Origin of the sequence: Roseibium sp. (genome assembly GCF_048261595.1) — a bacterium.
Taxonomy (GTDB): Bacteria; Pseudomonadota; Alphaproteobacteria; order Rhizobiales; family Stappiaceae; genus Roseibium.
In genome coordinates, this window is record NZ_JBLXFW010000001.1 from 780,429 (window position 1) to 797,193 (window position 16,765).

The following is a 16,765-nucleotide window of genomic DNA, read 5'->3' on the forward strand; positions in this document are numbered from 1 at the left end:
GGCCCCGAAGGCCGGCGCCCGCCATTTTTTGTCAATGCGTAGCAGGCTTAGCGGCGACCGTGGCCGCCACCGTTGCCATTGCCGCCGCCATTGCCGTGGCCACCGCCATTTCCGTGGCCGCCGCCGGAATTGTTCGCTTCGCTACCAGAGTTGCCGCCACCGCTTGCATCCGCGGTGTGCATTTCGCTCTCCGATGAACCTCCCATGCCGCCGACATCAATCGTGTCGGGACGGCTCTTTCGACCGGTGATCGCGTCGAGCAGCTTGCCAGCAAGGCCACCGCCTCTGAATGGTTCCGCACTGGCATCATCCCGAGTTTCTGCCCGGGCCTGATGAATGCCGCGCGGGTCGTAGGCAGTCCCCTCACCCCACTTGCTTTTGTTGTCTGCCAGAGCAGTTCCTCCCAGCATCATGGTTGTCAGGGTAAAAAGGGCTACGTGCTTGATCATTGCGAGATCCTCCATCGACTCGTCATTAGTCTCAAAACAAATACATTCAAACTTTCGAATGTGTTTAAGTGTAGGCGTGAAAGAGACGATTTGCGGATAGTTTCAGGCACCAATAGGGTGCAGCGACACACGCCCGAAAGGCTCTCAAACAAGCAGAAGTGCAAATGTGCAGCAGGAGGAAACGGTTTGTTTCGCCTCCTTACCTGCCGGACCGGGCAGAGCTTTGCTAGTCTGTGACTTCATGCAGAGCAAAGGCGAAGTGCAATGAGCTGGCTCCACCGACCCGACCCGCTCCCCGGAGCTCCAAGTGCAGGAGATCCAGTCGAGACGGTCGTCGTTCCACGATCAAGTGACATTGGCGGATTCGAAGTACGCCGCGCCCTGCCCAGCGCCCGCCGGCGCATGGTCGGGCCATTCATCTTCCTCGACCAGATGGGGCCTGCGGAGCTTCTGGTTGGCGGTGGAATTGACGTTCGGCCGCATCCTCATATCGGCCTCGCAACGCTCACATATCTCCTTGAGGGCGAACTCTATCATCGCGACAGCCTGGGAACGCAGCAGGCGATCACGCCGGGCGCGCTCAACTGGATGTCAGCCGGGCGTGGCATCGTCCATTCCGAGCGGGAACAGCCTGAGCGCAAGTTGCTTCAGCGCTCGTTGTTCGGCCTGCAGAGCTGGGTAGCACTCCCCACCCAGCTCGAGGAAAGTGCGCCCGCCTTCACCCACCTGCCTTCCTCCGACCTGCCGGAACTGAGCGACCGGGGCCTGTACGTCAAGCTTATTGCAGGTAGCCTCTACGGCGAGAAAGCCCCGGAACCGAGCGCGCTCGACATGTTCTACGCTGATGTAACGCTCCATCCGGGCGCCAGAATTCCTCTCGATGCCTCGCATGATGAACGCGGGCTTTTCTCCATTGACGGCGCCTTGACGATCGCAGGCCAAACTCACGCACCGGGCCAGCTTCTGGTGTTCCGTCCAGGTGACGCCGTGACCATCGAGAACACCTCATCCAAGCCGGTTCGCTTCATGCTGCTTGGCGGCGCGGCAATGCCGGAGAAGCGCTACATCTGGTGGAACTTCGTTTCCTCGTCGAAGGAGCGGATAGAACAGGCCAAGGAAGACTGGAGACAGGCGCGCTTCGATACCGTGCCCGGAGACGAGGCGGAATTCATCCCGCTGCCGGGGTGAGCCTTTTTGAGGCGCCGACGCTCCCAAACTCACTGTCGGCTGCCGTTCGCGTCGTGGACCCGGCTTTCATAGGCTCCAAAGTCTTCTTCGTTCCCGCCTCCCTAGGCTGCCGTTTCCGTTCGATGTCCCGCCCCCTTTCCGCTCTCTTGCAATCACGCGTTCAGGCCGTTTACATGTTCGCTCTTTCAAGGAGGATTCCACCCGGTGAGCGCGAACCTGCCAGATACGCCCGAGCTTCGGCGTGCGGTCATTGAGACTGCGCGCGCCCTTGTCGACAAGCGACTGACACGGGGAACTTCGGGCAATGTTAGCGCCCGCGTGGAAAACGGTTTCCTGATCACCCCGTCAGGCATTGCATATGAAGCCCTGAGCGAAGATCTCATCGTTTTCATGGATCTTGAGGGCGGCTACTTCGGCGAAACGCTGCCGTCGTCTGAATGGCGCATGCACATGGACATCTACCGTGGACACCCGAATGCAGGCGCGGTCGTCCACTGTCATTCGCCAAGGGCAACCGCTCTTTCCTGCTTGCGCCGCGGCATACCCGCCTTCCACTACATGGTAGCAGTCGCCGGGGGCGACCGTATTGATTGTGCTCCCTATGCCACCTTCGGGACGCGCGCGCTTTCGGAAGCAATGCTGCAGGCCCTCGGGACACGACAGGCCTGCCTTCTTGCCAACCACGGACAGATCGCTTTCGGTACGAGTCTGGCAAAGGCACTGTCCGTTTCCGAGGCGATAGAGGAACTCGCGGATCAGTACCTCTCCGCGCTTTCCTGTGGCGAACCCGTCGTCCTTAGCGAGGACGAGATGTCGGAAATCCTTCGCAAGTTTCAGAACTACGGCAAACAGGCGAACCAACAGGATCCGGAAGCGGGCGATGCCTTCGAACTTCCGACAAGGAGAGGATGAACATGCGGCTCGGGATCGACTGGGGCGGAACCAAGATTGAGATCATCGCGCTGGATGACGGCGGGCACGAACTTCATCGCGAGCGGGTCGCGACCCCGCGCGACGATTATGAGGGCTGTATCGAGGCAGTTGCAGGGCTTGTAGCGCGCGCGGAAGCCGCAACGGGAAAGACGGGCACTTTGGGTCTCGGTATTCCCGGTTCCATTTCTCCGGCAACCGGCCTGGTAAAGAACGCAAACTCGACCTGGATGAATGGCAAGCCGCTGGACAAGGACCTGGAGAAACGCCTTGACCGTCCCGTGCGTATTCAGAACGACGCCAATTGCCTTGCTGTATCCGAGGCAACGGACGGTGCGGCAGCGGGCTGCCATTTCGTCCACGCCATCATCATTGGGACGGGATCGGGCTCAGGAATCGCCATTGACGGCAGGGCGCATCGGGGCGCGAACGGCATCGGCGGCGAATGGGGGGCAATACCGGTCCCCTGGCTGAAGCCGGAAGAATTCCCGGGGCCGAGCAACTGGCTGGGTCATCCGGGCGCCATCGATCATTGGTGCTCGGGAACAGGGTTTCAGGCAGATTACACGGCAAGAAGCGGCACTGCCCTGAATGGCCACGAGATCATGGCCAGAAAGCGCGAGGGCGATGCGTTGGCCACCGCGACCTATGAGGCCTATGCCAGCCGCCTCGCCCGTGCCCTGGCAATGGCTGCCAACCTCATGGATCCCGACTGCTTCGTTCTTGGCGGTGGCATGTCGAACGTCGATGAATTATACGAAGACCTGCCCGGCCTGATGGCACCTTTCATCATGTCGGACCACTATGAAGTTCCCATCCGCAAGGCCAAACACGGAGACAGCTCCGGCGTCCGCGGCGCAGCTTGGTTGTGGGAGTAGAATCGGGTGCCGGCACTTAATCCAAACCGCCCAACTTCCATATCGGGCCAAGAACCTTAACCACGAGCAGTTCACCAGTCCCAATGTCAGACCAAGCTTCCCAAAGCGTTATCGCAATTACGCTCTGCACTGCGAATAGACCTGCGTTTCTAACCGCCTGCCTTGAAGGTATCGCGAAGCTCAATCGTCCAGATGGATACACACTCGTATTGTGTCTGGTAGAAAATGGGCCGTCAGCGGAGTGCTTTGAATATGTTAGTCGCTTTGCTGCCGAGTGCGGCTTGAATTTCAAGTATCGCCTGGAACAGCAAATGGGGATTCCCTTCGCGCGAAACACTTCGATAGAGCTTGCACTAGAAACAAAGCCTGACCTTATTGCCTGCCTTGATGATGATGAAGTTCCCTCTCAGGGCTGGTTGATCGAGCACATAGGCGCTCTAGAAAAATTCAGTGCTGACGTGTCGTTTTGCAGAGTTACCAAGCTCTATGAATCCACGCCACCGAAGTGGTATCCCATCGACGTGGAAAAGGATTCACCTGCTGGCACCCCATTGAACTGGGCGGCCACCGGAAATGTACTGTTTTCTGCAAAGCTTGTGAACGACTGCGGCCCTGGACTACGGTTTCAAAAGGGCCTCATGAGTGGCTACGAGGATCTAGATTTCTTTGAACGAGCGTCGGCCATAGGCTTTCGAATTGTCAATTGTCCTAGTGCCCAGGTTTGGGAGAACGTCCCTACAAGTCGTTTAACATCCGAGCGGTTCCTGTTCAAAATCCGCTCGGCTGCCGCTGCACAAGTTCAGGCATACCGGCTATATCATTCAGGGCTTGCAACCACGTGGAAGTTTTGGCGAAGAGCTTTACGCCGTATGGCTTGGGGCGGTCTTCTTATGATCCGAGGAGTCGTTGTCGATCGGATCGCCAATGACAACGAGTATACTGAGTACACTAAAAGCCGTATTATATTCGAACGAGGACTTGGGGCTCTACTAGGTATGTTTGGTATAGTGCCGAAGTATTACGCAGTTATAGACGGCAGCTAGTAAATCACATCCTCTGTGGCAAGCAACGGTCATCAAAGGTAAGTTTGCTGAGGCAATTCAAGCACCTGACTGGTACGCTTTGCCCAATACCGCTGGAAGTCACAAGGCCTTGATGTTGCCGCACCTAGAGGGCCATGTATTTCAAGCTTTTTGAAATCAAGGACACTTCACATGCTGAAACGCCTTTTTACGGCTGTGTTTTCGCTTGTTGCCGCATCATCCTTCGCCGCGGCGGAGGAGCTTAAGATCACCGATCTCGTCAAGGGAACCGGAGAAGAGGCGAATGTCGGAGAGACGGTCGTTGTGCACTACACCGGCTGGCTCATGGACGGGACGAAGTTCGATTCCAGCCTCGACCGCAACGAGCCCTTCGCCTTCACCCTCGGCGAGCGTAGGGTCATTCCGGGCTGGGAACAGGGCGTTGAAGGCATGAAGGTCGGCGGCAAGCGCGAGCTGATCATTCCACCGGAACTGGCATATGGCCGGCGCGGTGCTGGTGGCGTCATCCCGCCGAATGCGACACTGAAATTCGAAGTCGAGCTGCTTGAGGTCAAGGGAAAGAAATACTCCGACCTTTCCAATGACGATCTCAAGTCAAAGATCGCGGCTGGGGTTCCGGTCATCGACATCCGGCGTCCGGACGAATGGAAATCGACCGGTGTCATTGCCGGGTCTCACCTGATCACCTTCTTCGACGAAAAGGGCCAGATCAACCCGCAGTTCGGGGCCGAACTCCAAAAGGTCATTTCCGGCCCCACCGACGAGGTGGTGTTCATCTGCCGGACCGGCAATCGCAGCTCGGTTCTCGCAAAGCACCTTGCCGATAACTCCGGCTTCACGAATGTCGGCAATGTCACAAACGGAATTACAGGTTGGATGAAGGATGGCGGCGAGGTCTCCGTGGCTGCCCTTCCCGACAACTGCTGGCTCTGCTGATCCGCGCTGACCTGCCCTTCCTGATCACCGCCTCCCGCTGACGAGCGCGATCCCTGCCCCAACCAGGGCGACCGCGATCAGCTTTGCCAAGTCAGGCACTTCCCCGAAGAGAACGAAGGCCAGGATCAGTCCGGCGACCGCAGCGACGGATCCGATCTGGCTGAGGAACACCGGACCTGCCAGCTTTTGCAGGCGGAAGTAAAGCGCGTAAAGCAAGGTGAACTGGCCCGTTTGAAGCGCCAGGAGAGCGGAGGCGAACAGCGTCAAGCCATCCGACGGTAACGCAGCTTGCCCGAGCGCCAACGTTACCGGAACGAGCACCAGGAAACCGGCCCCCATCATTCCAGATGAAAGAAGTTCCGGCTGAGCTCCCTCGGGCCAGTAGAGTGTCCGATAGATATTACCCAGCGCGATGATGACCGGCATGGACAGGGCAGCAAGAGCCCAGAACAAGTTGCCGGGTGACGATGCCAGCCCCCCAGCAACCATGGCAATGCCACCGAGGACACCGAGGACGACGCCAGCAATCCTGCGGCCTTTCACAACCTCCAGTCTGAAACTGACAGCGAGGGCATAGGTCAGAACGAGCGGGAAAGCGAAACAAAGCGCCACAAAGCCAGCGCCGACATGGAGCACGGCTGTGAAGGCAATCGCGTTGGGAACCGCAAAGAGTATGCCGGAAACAAGCATATAGCGAACAAGAGAGGCCCTGTTTTCCGCAGCGGTGGTTCCCGATGACGCCGAACCGGAACGGCGCCCCCAAATCACGGCGGCCTGGAGGGTCGCCGCCAAGAGCAAAGACCACTGCAGCAGTGGCAGGGATGACCAGCCGGCCGCAGGCGCCATTCTTGCGACCACTGTGGAGCCTGCCAGCAGGGTGCCCACGACGAGCAGAAGAGTGAAGGCTTCAAAAACACCTTTGGTTTTTTCTGGTGTCCCAGCCTTCCCAGCTTTGTCAGCGATAGACTTCGAATAATCCGGATTCGTCCGCAGCTTCATCGGTGCGGCTACACTCCGTTCCACGTTGGTCGTCATGCCCATCTTCCCTTTTTCGTCGGGCCAGCCTTTGTCCGGCCACAGCCCGTCACCTTTCGTGGGGGAACATAAGTCATTTTATCTTGATATCAAGATACTTTATACAAAGATTCTTGGGCAGTTGACAAATATCGGTCGAGGCAGGCATGCATCACGAGAGAGGCGGGACACCGGCAAGTTCGATGCCCTTCGCGAAATCGAGGGAAACGGGTGCAGATGAGCGACGGCAGATCAGACCAGGGAGAAAAGCCGATCAGCGACCGGGCAGATACGGCGCGACTGCAATGGCAGGCGGAGATGCCAGAGTTGTCGGACAGGCTGGACGCGATGGTGATCCTGGGACGCCTGAATGAAGCCTCGCACCTCGTACTGACCGAGAAATTTGCGCCAATCTTCAAAGATGCCGGGCTCAAACAAGGGGAGTTCGACGTACTGGCAACGCTCGTGCGTTCAGGTCCGCCGTACAAACTGATGCCGACGGATCTCTACAAGTCGACGATGATGAGTTCCGGTGGAATGACCGCTCGCCTCGACCGCCTCGAAAAGGCAGGTCATATCGAGCGATGTCCGCATCCAGGCGACCGACGTGCCCTGATGGTGTGTCTCACACAACAGGGGAAGTCCCTGATAAAGGCGATGATGCCGGACTATGTCGACTGCCAGACGCAATTGACGGCCGGATTAACGGCCGAAGAGCGGGAGACCCTTGCGGGTCTCCTCGACAAATTCCTCAATAACATTCGCTAGACGATCCTGAGCGACCGAACTTCGACGGGCTGACGCCTTATCGCTCGAGGTGAGGCATACGGTTCCATGCGTCTAGCGCCGCAATCTTGTACGCCTCTGCAAGGGTCGGATAATTGAAGGTGTTCTCGACAAAATACTCAAGCGTTCCCTTGAGGTTGAGAACAGCCTGACCGATATGCACCAGCTCGGTCGCGCCCTCGCCAACGATATGACACCCAAGCAGCCGGCGCGTCTTCAAGGAGAAGATCATCTTCAGCATGCCGGTATCGAGACCCATGATGTGACCACGGGAAGTCTCGCGAAAACGGGCAACTCCACATTCGTAAGGGATCCCCCGCTCCTTGATCTCCTCCTCCGTCATGCCGACGGTGGAAATCTCCGGAACTGCATAGATGCCATAGGGGAAATACTCCGGCGGATCGTAGGCCTTTTCTCCAAGCGCATGGCAGGCCGCAATACGTCCCTGCTCCATGGACGTGGAGGCCAGGCTCGGGAACCCGATGACATCCCCCGCTGCGAAGATATGCGGGACATTCGTCTGAAAAGTCATGGGGTCGACTTTCAGCCGCCCTCGGTGGTCCACCTCAAGTCCACAGGCATCGAGATTCAGAGACGGTGTCGCCCCCATCCGGCCTGCGGCGAACAGAATGACATTGGAGCGAATACACCGGCCTCCCTCAAGCCGGATTTCACAATCGGCCGGGCCGTTCTTCGTAATCTTCTCGACCTTGGCCCCGAAGCGCAGGGCGATCCCGCGATCTCTCAATTGGTGCGTAAAGTCGGCCACCAACTCCTGGTCCAGAAAGTCCAGCATCGAGTTGCGCGGTTCGACAAGCGTCACATGAACGTCGAGCGCGGAAAAGATCGAAGCATATTCGACGCCGATCACGCCCGCACCGATGACCGCGATCGAGCGTGGCAGCTCGGAGAGTTCGAGGATCTCGTCGCTGTCCAGCACGTACTCTCCGTCGAAGGGCACATAGTCGGGGCGGAAAGGCTTGGTGCCGACGGCGATAAGAAACTTGTCGGCGCTGAACTGCATCACTTCGCCAGCGTCGCCTTCGACCTCGATGGTGGTCGCATCGGCAAAGCGAGCGTGACCGGATACCGTGTGAACCTTGTTTCTGGCAAACTGGTGCTCGAGAACCTCAACCTCGTGGTTAAGGGTCATGTGCAGGCGGGCGCGCAGATCGCCGGCGCTGATGTCCTCCTTGACCCGATAGGAACGGCCGTAGAAGCCACGCTCGCGCCAACCGGTCAGGTTCAGAACTGTCTCGCGCAAGGTCTTGGAAGGGATCGTCCCGGTATGGACAGAAACCCCACCGACGCGGCGTCCCTTCTCAACCACGAGAACGTTGCGGCCGAATTTCGCCGCCTGGATTGCAGCGCGCCGTCCGGCAGGGCCACTGCCGATCACGATCAGATCGAAATGTTCCATTTACACCGCGCCTGAAACGGCGCCCCCACTTAAGCTCTCCAAGCGCCAACCGTCCGCGGCGCGACCATACGTCTCAGCGCGCAAGATTCGCCGTAAAAGATGAACTTGTCGTCAAGGCCTGCGAGATTGAAGCTGATCTCTACCAATTCCAGCGTAATTCCAAGGCACTCGAGCGTTTGCCCCTTCGCCCCAAGGCCGATTTCTACGCGAAAGGCATCGATATCCGGCGGCTCCGCATCAATGTCGGCCTGCCATCGCCCAGGGTGCTCCCAGGCCTGCCAGAAGGCGCAATCACGCAGACATCACGCAGGTTCGTCAAAATTGTCACTGCTTGGCGTCCGTCGCGACGGGCGAAAGTGCGTGAGAAGTGCACTCAGGTTGCAGGCAACAGGGGAGGATGCCATGGCCAGCTATTTCACACAGATGAACGCCGTCAAGAACACAAGCATCGGGGTTTTCGTTGCCGGGGGCTTCGTCTTCTTTCTTGTGGTGCTCCTGTTCGGCTTCTCGGCCTACATCACGCGCACGACGGCCGATGCCCAGTCGGCCAACGGACCAAACCTGGACAAGCTGATCCACAACATCGAGGAGCTGAACCGGCTGGACGCGGCGCTGAAGCTGTCGAACCTGACGCTGACGGAGCTGATCCAGGCTAAGACCGTGATCGAAAGCGAGATCGAAACCGCAAGGAGGGATCTTTCGGTCTTGAACATTTCGACGGCCGACACTGTCAGCAAACAGCTCGCGGACCTTCTCTATCTTGTCACGCCCAATCCGGACAGTCCGCTCAAGAAAACCATGCTCGACGCATTGTCGAAGGACCGATCAGAGGTCACCGAGGCCCCGCTTTCCTTTAGCGAGACCCGTCGCTTCGTCACCAACATGCAGACCCATCCGTTTACCGAGGACGCCGCCAAGGGCAAGGCGGACGTCATGGTCGCCAGCGTCACGACAACCCTTGCCGCCTACACTGACAAACACGGCCAGCTGCGCTACGAGATTTCACAAAAGAACGTTCAGCGATCCAGGCATGACCTGCAGATCACCTCCGAGAACACTCAGATCGCAGGATTGAAGTCTCGCCGCGAAACCATCGTCGGCGAAATACCGGAAGACGGACGCGCGCTGTTCGCGTCTCTAGACCTTCTGGGCGGTTCGCTTCTGTCCTTCGTCAAGATGCCGACGATCATCCTGACCCTGATCGTCACCATCGCGGCCGGTGGACTGGCGTCGCTTGTCTCCTTCACCCGAAAGTTCCTGCATAACGATCACAACAATGTCGGGGTCAGCCGGCTCCTGTCGAATGTCGCCGAAGGCATTGCCGCCTCGATCGGCATCTTCCTTTTTGCCGGTACAGGCATGCTGATGCTGACCCAGGGTGGGGGTGACGGCGTAAGCCGGGTGGAACTCAGCCCCTATATGGTTGCCTTCATCGCATTCCTGTCCGGCTTCATGGCTGAGAGCGCCTTCGCCAAGATCGAGGACTCGGGCAAGCGGATATTCAAGACCGAGGCCGCGGACGCAGGCAACGAAGGCGCGGACCGCAACGGCGAAGCGGGCGCCGAGACCCCCTCCCCTGCCCCGGCATCACATGAAATGACAGAAGGCAGGGCCGATGATGCCGTTGCGGGCAAAGGCGATGCCATCAAGCAAGGAGAAGCCGCCTGAGCCAGACCCACTCGCCAGTCACCTTCAGGCAAGCATCTCGCGGACCAGCGGCATGACCTTGGTGCCGTAGAGCTCGATGGATTTCATCAGCTGGGCATGCGGCATTGGCCCTGTTGCGTATTTCAGGTCGAAGCGAGCGAGCCCCAGGGTCTTCATTGTATTTGCGATGCGTCGCGCCACGGTTTCAGGCGAACCGCAATAGACGGATCCGTGCCGGACTTCCGACAGGAACATGTCCTTGCCCATCTGAGACCAGCCGCGTTCGCGCCCGAGCCTGTCGTGAAACGCCTTGTAGTGTGGCCAAAGCTGTTCGATCGCCAGTTCGTCGGTCTCTGCAATGTGGCCGGGGGAATGGACGCCGAGCGGCTTCGCCGGATGCTCCATCTGGTCACAGGCCCTGTGGTAGAGATCCACGTAGGGCTTGAACCTGGCCGGATCGCCGCCAATGATCGCCAGCATCATGTTGAGATTGTAAGTCACCGCGCGCACCACCGATTCCGGCGAACCGCCGACACCGACCCAGATCGTCGGCCCTGGCCCTTCAAAGCGCGGATAGACCGTCTGGTTCTTCAGGGGCGGGCGCAGCTGCCCTTCCCAATTGACGACTTCGTTCGACCAGAGCGTCGCCAACAGGTCGAGCTTCTGTTCGAACAGGACCTCGTAATTGTTGAGATCGTACCCGAAGAGCGGAAAACTCTCAGTGAAGGAACCGCGGCCCAGGGTGATCTCGATGCGACCGGGCGCCAGTGCCTCCATGGTCGAAAAACGCTGGAAGACGCGAATCGGATCGTCGGAGGACAGAACCGTCACGCCGGTTGCGACCTTGATGCGCTTCGTACGCGCAGCGAAGAACGCCATCAGAACCTCCGGCGAGGAAATCGCGAAATCTTCACGGTGATGCTCGCCAAGTTTCAGCGCATCGACGCCGGTCTGATCCGCAAGTTCTGCCTGTTCGGCAAGGTCGCGCAACACTTCGGCTTCATGCTTGAGCCTGCCGTCAGCGCCTTGAGTGATATCCCCGAATGTATCGAGGCCGAGTTCGATGGTTCTTGTCATACGATATCCATGTCGCCGTTTTGGCTCTTCGGGTGCACCTGACCCGCGCCCACAGTTCCAAGCCCCAACCTATGTTCCGCCGACCCGGGAAAAAAGGCGTTCTACCCTAGATAAGGGTGAACACTGTGTTCGTAGGCATCCTTGCAATGGAAAGGAACGCCGCGCTGCTGCGCCAGCTCTGTGCACGGAGCAATGATGCCTCAGTCTCAGGTTTCGACTGTCTGACGCCGATCGCTTCGTGGCGTCTGTGGAGCGGAAGCCACACTATCCAATGCATGAACAGCAAGTTTTTCGTACCATGCTCCGACACTCTTTGAATCAGTGAGCAAAAGAGCTACACAGCGGGCATCAAATCGCGCCCGAATATCGAAACCCGATAGGAAAGACAATCAATGACGCAAGCCGCCAAAGTAGCATTGATCACCGGAGTGACCGGACAGGACGGCGCATATCTTGCTCGCCTCTTGCTCGACAAAGGTTATGTGGTCCATGGCATCAAACGGCGCTCGTCATCCTTTAATACGAGCCGCATCGAGGACATCTATCAGGATCCGCACGACACCGACCCCCGGTTTTTCCTCCATTACGGCGACATGACCGATGCGACCAACCTGATACGCATCGTGCAGGAAACCCAGCCGGACGAGATTTACAATCTCGCGGCACAAAGCCATGTGCAGGTTTCCTTCGAAACGCCGGAATATACGGCGAACTCAGACGCGCTCGGCACATTGCGCCTTCTCGAAGCCATCCGCATTCTTGGACTGGAAAAGAAAACCAGATTCTACCAGGCCTCCACGTCCGAGCTTTATGGCCTGGTTCAGGAAATCCCGCAGCGGGAAACGACGCCCTTCTATCCGCGTAGCCCTTATGCGGCGGCCAAGCTCTACGCCTATTGGATCGTCGTCAACTACCGCGAGGCCTACGGCATCCATGCCTCCAACGGCATCCTGTTCAATCACGAAAGCCCCCTGCGCGGCGAGACATTCGTGACCCGGAAGATCACCCGTGCGGCAGCGGCCATCAAGCTGGGACGTCAAAATAAGCTTTATCTTGGCAATCTCGATGCGCAGCGCGATTGGGGCCACGCCCGGGAATACGTGCGCGGCATGTGGCTGATGATGCAACAGGACGCTGCCGATGACTATGTCCTGGCAACCGGCGAAACGACCCGGGTACGTACCTTCGTTGATCTGGCCTTCCAGGAGGTTGGCATCAATCTCACGTGGCAAGGCGAAGGTGTCCACGAGAAGGGCATCGATAAAGCTACGGGCAAAACACTTGTTGAAGTCGACCCCCGTTATTTCCGGCCCACAGAGGTCGAACTCCTGATCGGCGACCCCACCAAGGCACACGAAAAGCTGGGCTGGACCCATGAGACAAGTATCGGCGATCTGGTGATCGAGATGGTTCGCGAGGACCTGAAGACCATGCGGAGCGCACCGATCGACAAGGGAGCCTGAGGCGATGAACGGGCACTTCGACCTTAAAGGCAAACGGATCTGGGTTGCCGGACACCGGGGGCTCGTGGGCTCCGCCTTGGTGCGCCGTCTTCAAAGCGAAGGCTGCGAGATCCTGACTGCTTCCCGCGAGGCGGCGGATCTGTGCGATCAGCGTGCGACCTTCGACTGGGTCAAACGCTTCAAGCCCGACGCGATTATCGTCGCGGCAGCCAAGGTCGGAGGCATCTTCGCCAATGACAGCCGGCCAGCCGAATTTCTCTACGAAAACCTGATGATCGAGGCGAACATCATCGAGGCAGCGCATCGTCAGAAGGTGCAAAAGCTGTTGTTTCTTGGTTCGTCTTGCATCTATCCGAAGTTTGCAGAGCAACCAATCGATGAAAGCGCCCTCTTGACCGGCCCACTTGAGCCGACCAACGAGTGGTATGCCATCGCCAAGATTGCCGGCATCAAGCTCGCCCAAGCCTATCGCAAGCAGTACGGCCGCGACTATATCTCGGCCATGCCGACCAACCTTTACGGGCCGGGCGACAATTTTGATCTGACCAGCAGTCACGTACTTCCTGCTCTGATCAGAAAGGCCCACGAAGCCAAGATCAATGATGCAAAGGAACTTACGATCTGGGGCACAGGAACTCCGAAACGTGAATTCCTCTATGTGGATGACTGTGCCGCAGCGCTGATTTTTCTGCTGAAGAATTACTCCGGCCATGAGCATGTGAATGTCGGCAGCGGAGCGGATATCTCGATAAAGGAACTCACCGAGCTGGTCTGCGAGGTGGTCGGATTTGAGGGCAAGATCAACAACGACCTCTCTAAGCCAGATGGCACACCACGCAAGCTGATGAACAACGAACGTCTCAAGGACTTGGGCTGGGAGCCCCAAACGTCGCTGAGAGAGGGAATCAAGGCTACATACGATTGGTTCTTATCTTCGCCTGAACCGAACGAGTAATGGAAGAGCAAAGCATGAGAAAAAAAATTCGACGGAAACTTGAACGTTTGGTGCATTCTCCCCTGCTGGCCAATCCTTTGGAGAAGGAGGCGCTTCGCGAATTCAACCGGTCGAAAGCACGCTGGTTGGCAGCCGGTGGGCGCATCGACCGGAACTTCGCGATTAAGTCGGATTTTATGGCGGATGCGGGGTCAAACAAGGGGCACTATTTCCATCAGGACCTTTTGGTCGCAACCTTCATTTTCGAGGAAAACCCAGTCCGGCACATTGATGTCGGTTCACGCATCGATGGTTTTGTCGCCCATGTTGCTGCCTTTCGTCCAATTGAGGTTGTTGACGTCCGTCCTTTGCCGAGCACACCTCACAAGAACATTATTTTCCGGCAAGCAAATCTTATGGAAACAGTAGAAGAGGAGATAGCGGACTCTGTCTCCTGCCTTCATGCGATAGAACACTTCGGCATGGGCCGCTATGGCGATCCAACGGACATAAACGGGCATCTCAAGGGCATCGACAACTTGGTTCGCATGCTCAAGCCGGGAGGGAAACTCTACATAAGCTTTCCAATCGGGAAAGAAAACGAAGTTCACTTCAATGCCCATCGTATCTTCCACCCGGAGTTTATTTTTAAGCTTTCGGTCATTTCCTCGGAAATGAGGCTGCTGCGCTTCGACTATGTAGACGATGACGGTGATCTTCACACGAACACCCCGGTCAGTGAGGCAGTCGGAAGATTTAATTTCGGATGCGGAATCTATACGTTCGAAAAAGCCCAAACACCGTGCTGATTCTTATCGATGAATGACACCAAACCCGTGATTACATTCTCCCAGCTTGGCCGGTTGGGACGGTTTGCGAATCATTGCCTTCAGTACATGTTCCTTTCCGCCTACGCGGATAAGCACGGACTCGAATTCAAAACATCACATTGGACCGGCGAACGGATATTCAACGTCAAAAGAGGCACGGATGACCTGCCACCCTTTCCCCGGGTTGAGCAGCAGACAGACGACTTCCAAACCTGCGAGATTGCAGGTTCAGCGCAACCGCTATGCAATATCGACCTATCAGGGTATTTCCAATATAATTTAAGCTATTATGCCGGACGCCAGGACAAAATCCGCGAGGAATTCTCGTTCACCGGCCACTACGAGTCCATCCGCCGGGAGATTGCCGGCGTATTCTCCTCCTACGACGCCCCTGTTGTGTGCTTACACCTTAGGCGCGGCGACTATGGCTACTCACATTTCTTTGTTGCCCCGAACAAATGGTACATTGCGGAACTCAAACGGCTCAAAAGCGAGATTGGCAACTTTGTCGTCTACATAGCCACCGACGACGTCAATTGCATTGGACAAGATTTCAACGAGTTCCAAGTCATCACGTCCGCAAACCTAAGGGCTTCACTTTCTACACAGGTTGCTGAGCAGGAGTTGCACTTCCTTGACTTCATTGCTCTGACACAAGGTGACATGCTGGCGATATCCAATAGCAGTTTCTCGTTTTTCGCCTCCCTCTTGAATACTAAAGCGTCAAAGTTCTTACGTCCATCGCTCGCGGCGATGAAGCTGATCGACTACGATCCATGGGCATCCGATCCAATCTTGCGAGACCAAACGGTAGAACAAGCCGGCTCGCAATTCATGAACCCAGCGCTTGCGAGAAAAGCGCGCCGCAAGCGATGGCGCAATTTAGTCCGTGAGCCGTTTAAGGCAATCGCTCACTATTTTGGCTCGTAAGTTTTCACATCGGAGCGAAAATGCAGACACGGAAACTTCTAATCATAGAAAAGAATCTTATCGCCCATAGTGGCCACTACTGGACCCAAGTAGGGCAGCTGAAAAAGATTCTCCCAAAGCACTCAACCCACCTTCTTGCCGGTGATTGCTATGATGAGAGCTTCGGGAGGGCAGACGCAAAAATTTCTTCGAGAGACATTTTTATAGGAAGGCAGATCGCCCGCATACGCCACGGCTCTATGGCCGAAAAATTTCGCGCAGGTATGAGGCTTGCAAAAAAGGCCAAGGTGAGCGACCTGCGCGGTTCCTCATTACTTCAGGGCCTGCGTGCTACGGCCAAAAGGCTTTCCCTGTCGAGCCAAGACATCATTGTCATCCCGACGGCGGATATTGACGAGCTAGAGGCGGCTGTTCAGTTTGTTAGGCACCGTGACTGTTCAACTCCGATTCACCTGCGCTTCGTTCATCACCTTTTAGGGGAAACTAAAGAGTTGATGCTGGAGAAGCGCTTGGCGGCCGTGCGCCCTCTTCTTTCAGCGCAAATCCATCTCTATTCGGAAACGATCGAAATGGCAGATTTTCTTGCTCAAAAATACAACATAGAGGTTCAGGGCGGGTTTTTCATGCCATGCAGCCTCCCCCCGGAACAACCAATACATGTGCGTGAAAAGCAAGACCTCTTTCGAGTTGGTGTTTTAGGCATGGCACGGAAGGACAAAGGAAGTAGTCGAATCGGGCCAATCTTAGATTCACTGAGCGAGCTTGAAGAATCGCCCCGTGGGCTCAAAAGCAAACTACCAATTGTCTTCGCTATTCAACCGGACACCCCAGATATTGCCGACAGCCCCTATTACGGCAACATTACGCGACGCGATGGGCTGGAACTTCACCCGGCTAGCGCCGGACCCGATTCCTTCCGGGTGCTACTCACCTCTTGCGACCTCCTTTTGCTGCCGTATGACCTAAGTGAGTATAGGGTACGTGGTTCGGGCTTAATTCAGGATGCGGTTGCCGCTGGTATTCCAATCGTCCATACGCGCGGAATGGCTATGCAATCATTCCTGGACCATGGCAATGCACTGTCCGCTGAGACGCCTCAAGAATTCGCGGAGGCAATCCTAAAGGTTGCACGAGACCCAACCAAGTTTAAGCAGGGCACTTCAACCGCCCAGACTTATTATGCGAAGTTGCTTCGCTCATCTCCTTTCGTACCGCCGCTCGATATCTAACAGAATACTAG

The 16,765-nt window shown here is 56.9% G+C and carries 16 protein-coding genes; 12 read left to right on the plus strand and 4 right to left on the minus strand.

The genetic code is table 11. The features are described from left to right. Positions 1 to 47: 47 nt before the first annotated feature. Positions 48 to 449 (minus strand): hypothetical protein, encoded by a 402-nt coding sequence (locus ACN0SY_RS03445; protein WP_417684467.1) that lies wholly within the window; start codon positions 447 to 449, stop codon positions 48 to 50. A gap of 264 nt (positions 450 to 713) precedes the next feature. Here ACN0SY_RS03445 and ACN0SY_RS03450 point away from each other — a divergent pair, with 264 nt between their 5' ends. The 5 genes from ACN0SY_RS03450 to ACN0SY_RS03470 all read left to right on the plus strand — a co-directional run bounded on the left by ACN0SY_RS03450 (position 714) and on the right by ACN0SY_RS03470 (position 5,424). Next, positions 714 to 1,637 carry a pirin family protein gene (locus ACN0SY_RS03450; RefSeq protein ID WP_417684469.1) on the plus strand — a complete coding sequence of 308 codons (924 nt, stop codon included), beginning with the start codon at positions 714 to 716 and terminating at the stop codon, positions 1,635 to 1,637. A 204-nt stretch (positions 1,638 to 1,841) separates the two neighbouring features. Then, positions 1,842 to 2,549, plus strand: a complete 708-nt coding sequence (locus ACN0SY_RS03455; protein ID WP_417684471.1) for a class II aldolase/adducin family protein — start codon at positions 1,842 to 1,844, stop codon at positions 2,547 to 2,549. A gap of 2 nt (positions 2,550 to 2,551) precedes the next feature. Then, complete coding sequence (locus ACN0SY_RS03460; RefSeq protein WP_417684473.1) at positions 2,552 to 3,445, plus strand: ROK family protein; 894 nt, start codon at positions 2,552 to 2,554, stop codon at positions 3,443 to 3,445. An 83-nt stretch (positions 3,446 to 3,528) separates the two neighbouring features. Next, positions 3,529 to 4,488, plus strand: a complete 960-nt coding sequence (locus tag ACN0SY_RS03465) for a glycosyltransferase family 2 protein (RefSeq protein WP_417684474.1) — start codon at positions 3,529 to 3,531, stop codon at positions 4,486 to 4,488. Positions 4,489 to 4,659: 171 nt separating this feature from the next. Beyond that, the gene (locus ACN0SY_RS03470) at positions 4,660 to 5,424 is read left to right on the plus strand and encodes an FKBP-type peptidyl-prolyl cis-trans isomerase (protein WP_417684476.1); all 765 of its coding nucleotides are present in this window, start codon (positions 4,660 to 4,662) and stop codon (positions 5,422 to 5,424) included. A gap of 24 nt (positions 5,425 to 5,448) precedes the next feature. Here the strand turns inward: ACN0SY_RS03470 and ACN0SY_RS03475 are convergent, their stop codons facing one another. Then, positions 5,449 to 6,459 carry a DMT family transporter gene (locus tag ACN0SY_RS03475; protein ID WP_417684478.1) on the minus strand — a complete coding sequence of 337 codons (1,011 nt, stop codon included), beginning with the start codon at positions 6,457 to 6,459 and terminating at the stop codon, positions 5,449 to 5,451. A gap of 216 nt (positions 6,460 to 6,675) precedes the next feature. Here ACN0SY_RS03475 and ACN0SY_RS03480 point away from each other — a divergent pair, with 216 nt between their 5' ends. Further along, positions 6,676 to 7,206: a MarR family winged helix-turn-helix transcriptional regulator gene (locus tag ACN0SY_RS03480; protein ID WP_417684480.1), complete on the plus strand. Its 531-nt coding sequence runs from the start codon at positions 6,676 to 6,678 to the stop codon at positions 7,204 to 7,206. Between the two features lie 37 nt (positions 7,207 to 7,243). Here the strand turns inward: ACN0SY_RS03480 and sthA are convergent, their stop codons facing one another. Then, the gene (gene sthA, locus ACN0SY_RS03485) at positions 7,244 to 8,644 is read right to left on the minus strand and encodes a Si-specific NAD(P)(+) transhydrogenase (protein WP_417684482.1); all 1,401 of its coding nucleotides are present in this window, start codon (positions 8,642 to 8,644) and stop codon (positions 7,244 to 7,246) included. Between the two features lie 402 nt (positions 8,645 to 9,046). Here sthA and ACN0SY_RS03490 point away from each other — a divergent pair, with 402 nt between their 5' ends. Further along, positions 9,047 to 10,312, plus strand: a complete 1,266-nt coding sequence (locus ACN0SY_RS03490) for a hypothetical protein (protein WP_417684484.1) — start codon at positions 9,047 to 9,049, stop codon at positions 10,310 to 10,312. A 24-nt stretch (positions 10,313 to 10,336) separates the two neighbouring features. On the opposite strand, the gene ACN0SY_RS03495 is transcribed toward ACN0SY_RS03490, so the two are convergent. Beyond that, positions 10,337 to 11,368, minus strand: coding sequence for an LLM class flavin-dependent oxidoreductase (locus tag ACN0SY_RS03495; RefSeq protein ID WP_417684486.1), 1,032 nt, complete (start codon positions 11,366 to 11,368; stop codon positions 10,337 to 10,339). Between the two features lie 392 nt (positions 11,369 to 11,760). On the opposite strand from ACN0SY_RS03495, the gene gmd reads away from it, so the two are divergent. The 5 genes from gmd to ACN0SY_RS03520 are packed head-to-tail and all read left to right on the plus strand — an operon-like array spanning position 11,761 to position 16,754. Further along, a complete protein-coding gene (gmd, locus tag ACN0SY_RS03500) occupies positions 11,761 to 12,831 on the plus strand; it encodes a GDP-mannose 4,6-dehydratase (protein WP_417684487.1) in 1,071 nt (356 codons plus the stop codon). Between the two features lie 4 nt (positions 12,832 to 12,835). Continuing rightward, a complete protein-coding gene (gene fcl, locus ACN0SY_RS03505) occupies positions 12,836 to 13,786 on the plus strand; it encodes a GDP-L-fucose synthase (protein WP_417684489.1) in 951 nt (316 codons plus the stop codon). After that, on the plus strand, positions 13,786 to 14,574 hold the full coding sequence (locus ACN0SY_RS03510; protein ID WP_417684491.1) for a DUF268 domain-containing protein: 789 nt from the start codon (positions 13,786 to 13,788) through the stop codon (positions 14,572 to 14,574). The genes fcl and ACN0SY_RS03510 overlap by 1 nt, the downstream gene beginning before the upstream one ends. Before the next feature lie 9 nt (positions 14,575 to 14,583). Further along, complete coding sequence (locus ACN0SY_RS03515) at positions 14,584 to 15,525, plus strand: alpha-1,2-fucosyltransferase (RefSeq protein ID WP_417684493.1); 942 nt, start codon at positions 14,584 to 14,586, stop codon at positions 15,523 to 15,525. A 20-nt stretch (positions 15,526 to 15,545) separates the two neighbouring features. Further along, complete coding sequence (locus tag ACN0SY_RS03520; RefSeq protein ID WP_417684495.1) at positions 15,546 to 16,754, plus strand: glycosyltransferase; 1,209 nt, start codon at positions 15,546 to 15,548, stop codon at positions 16,752 to 16,754. Positions 16,755 to 16,765: the final 11 nt, after the last annotated feature.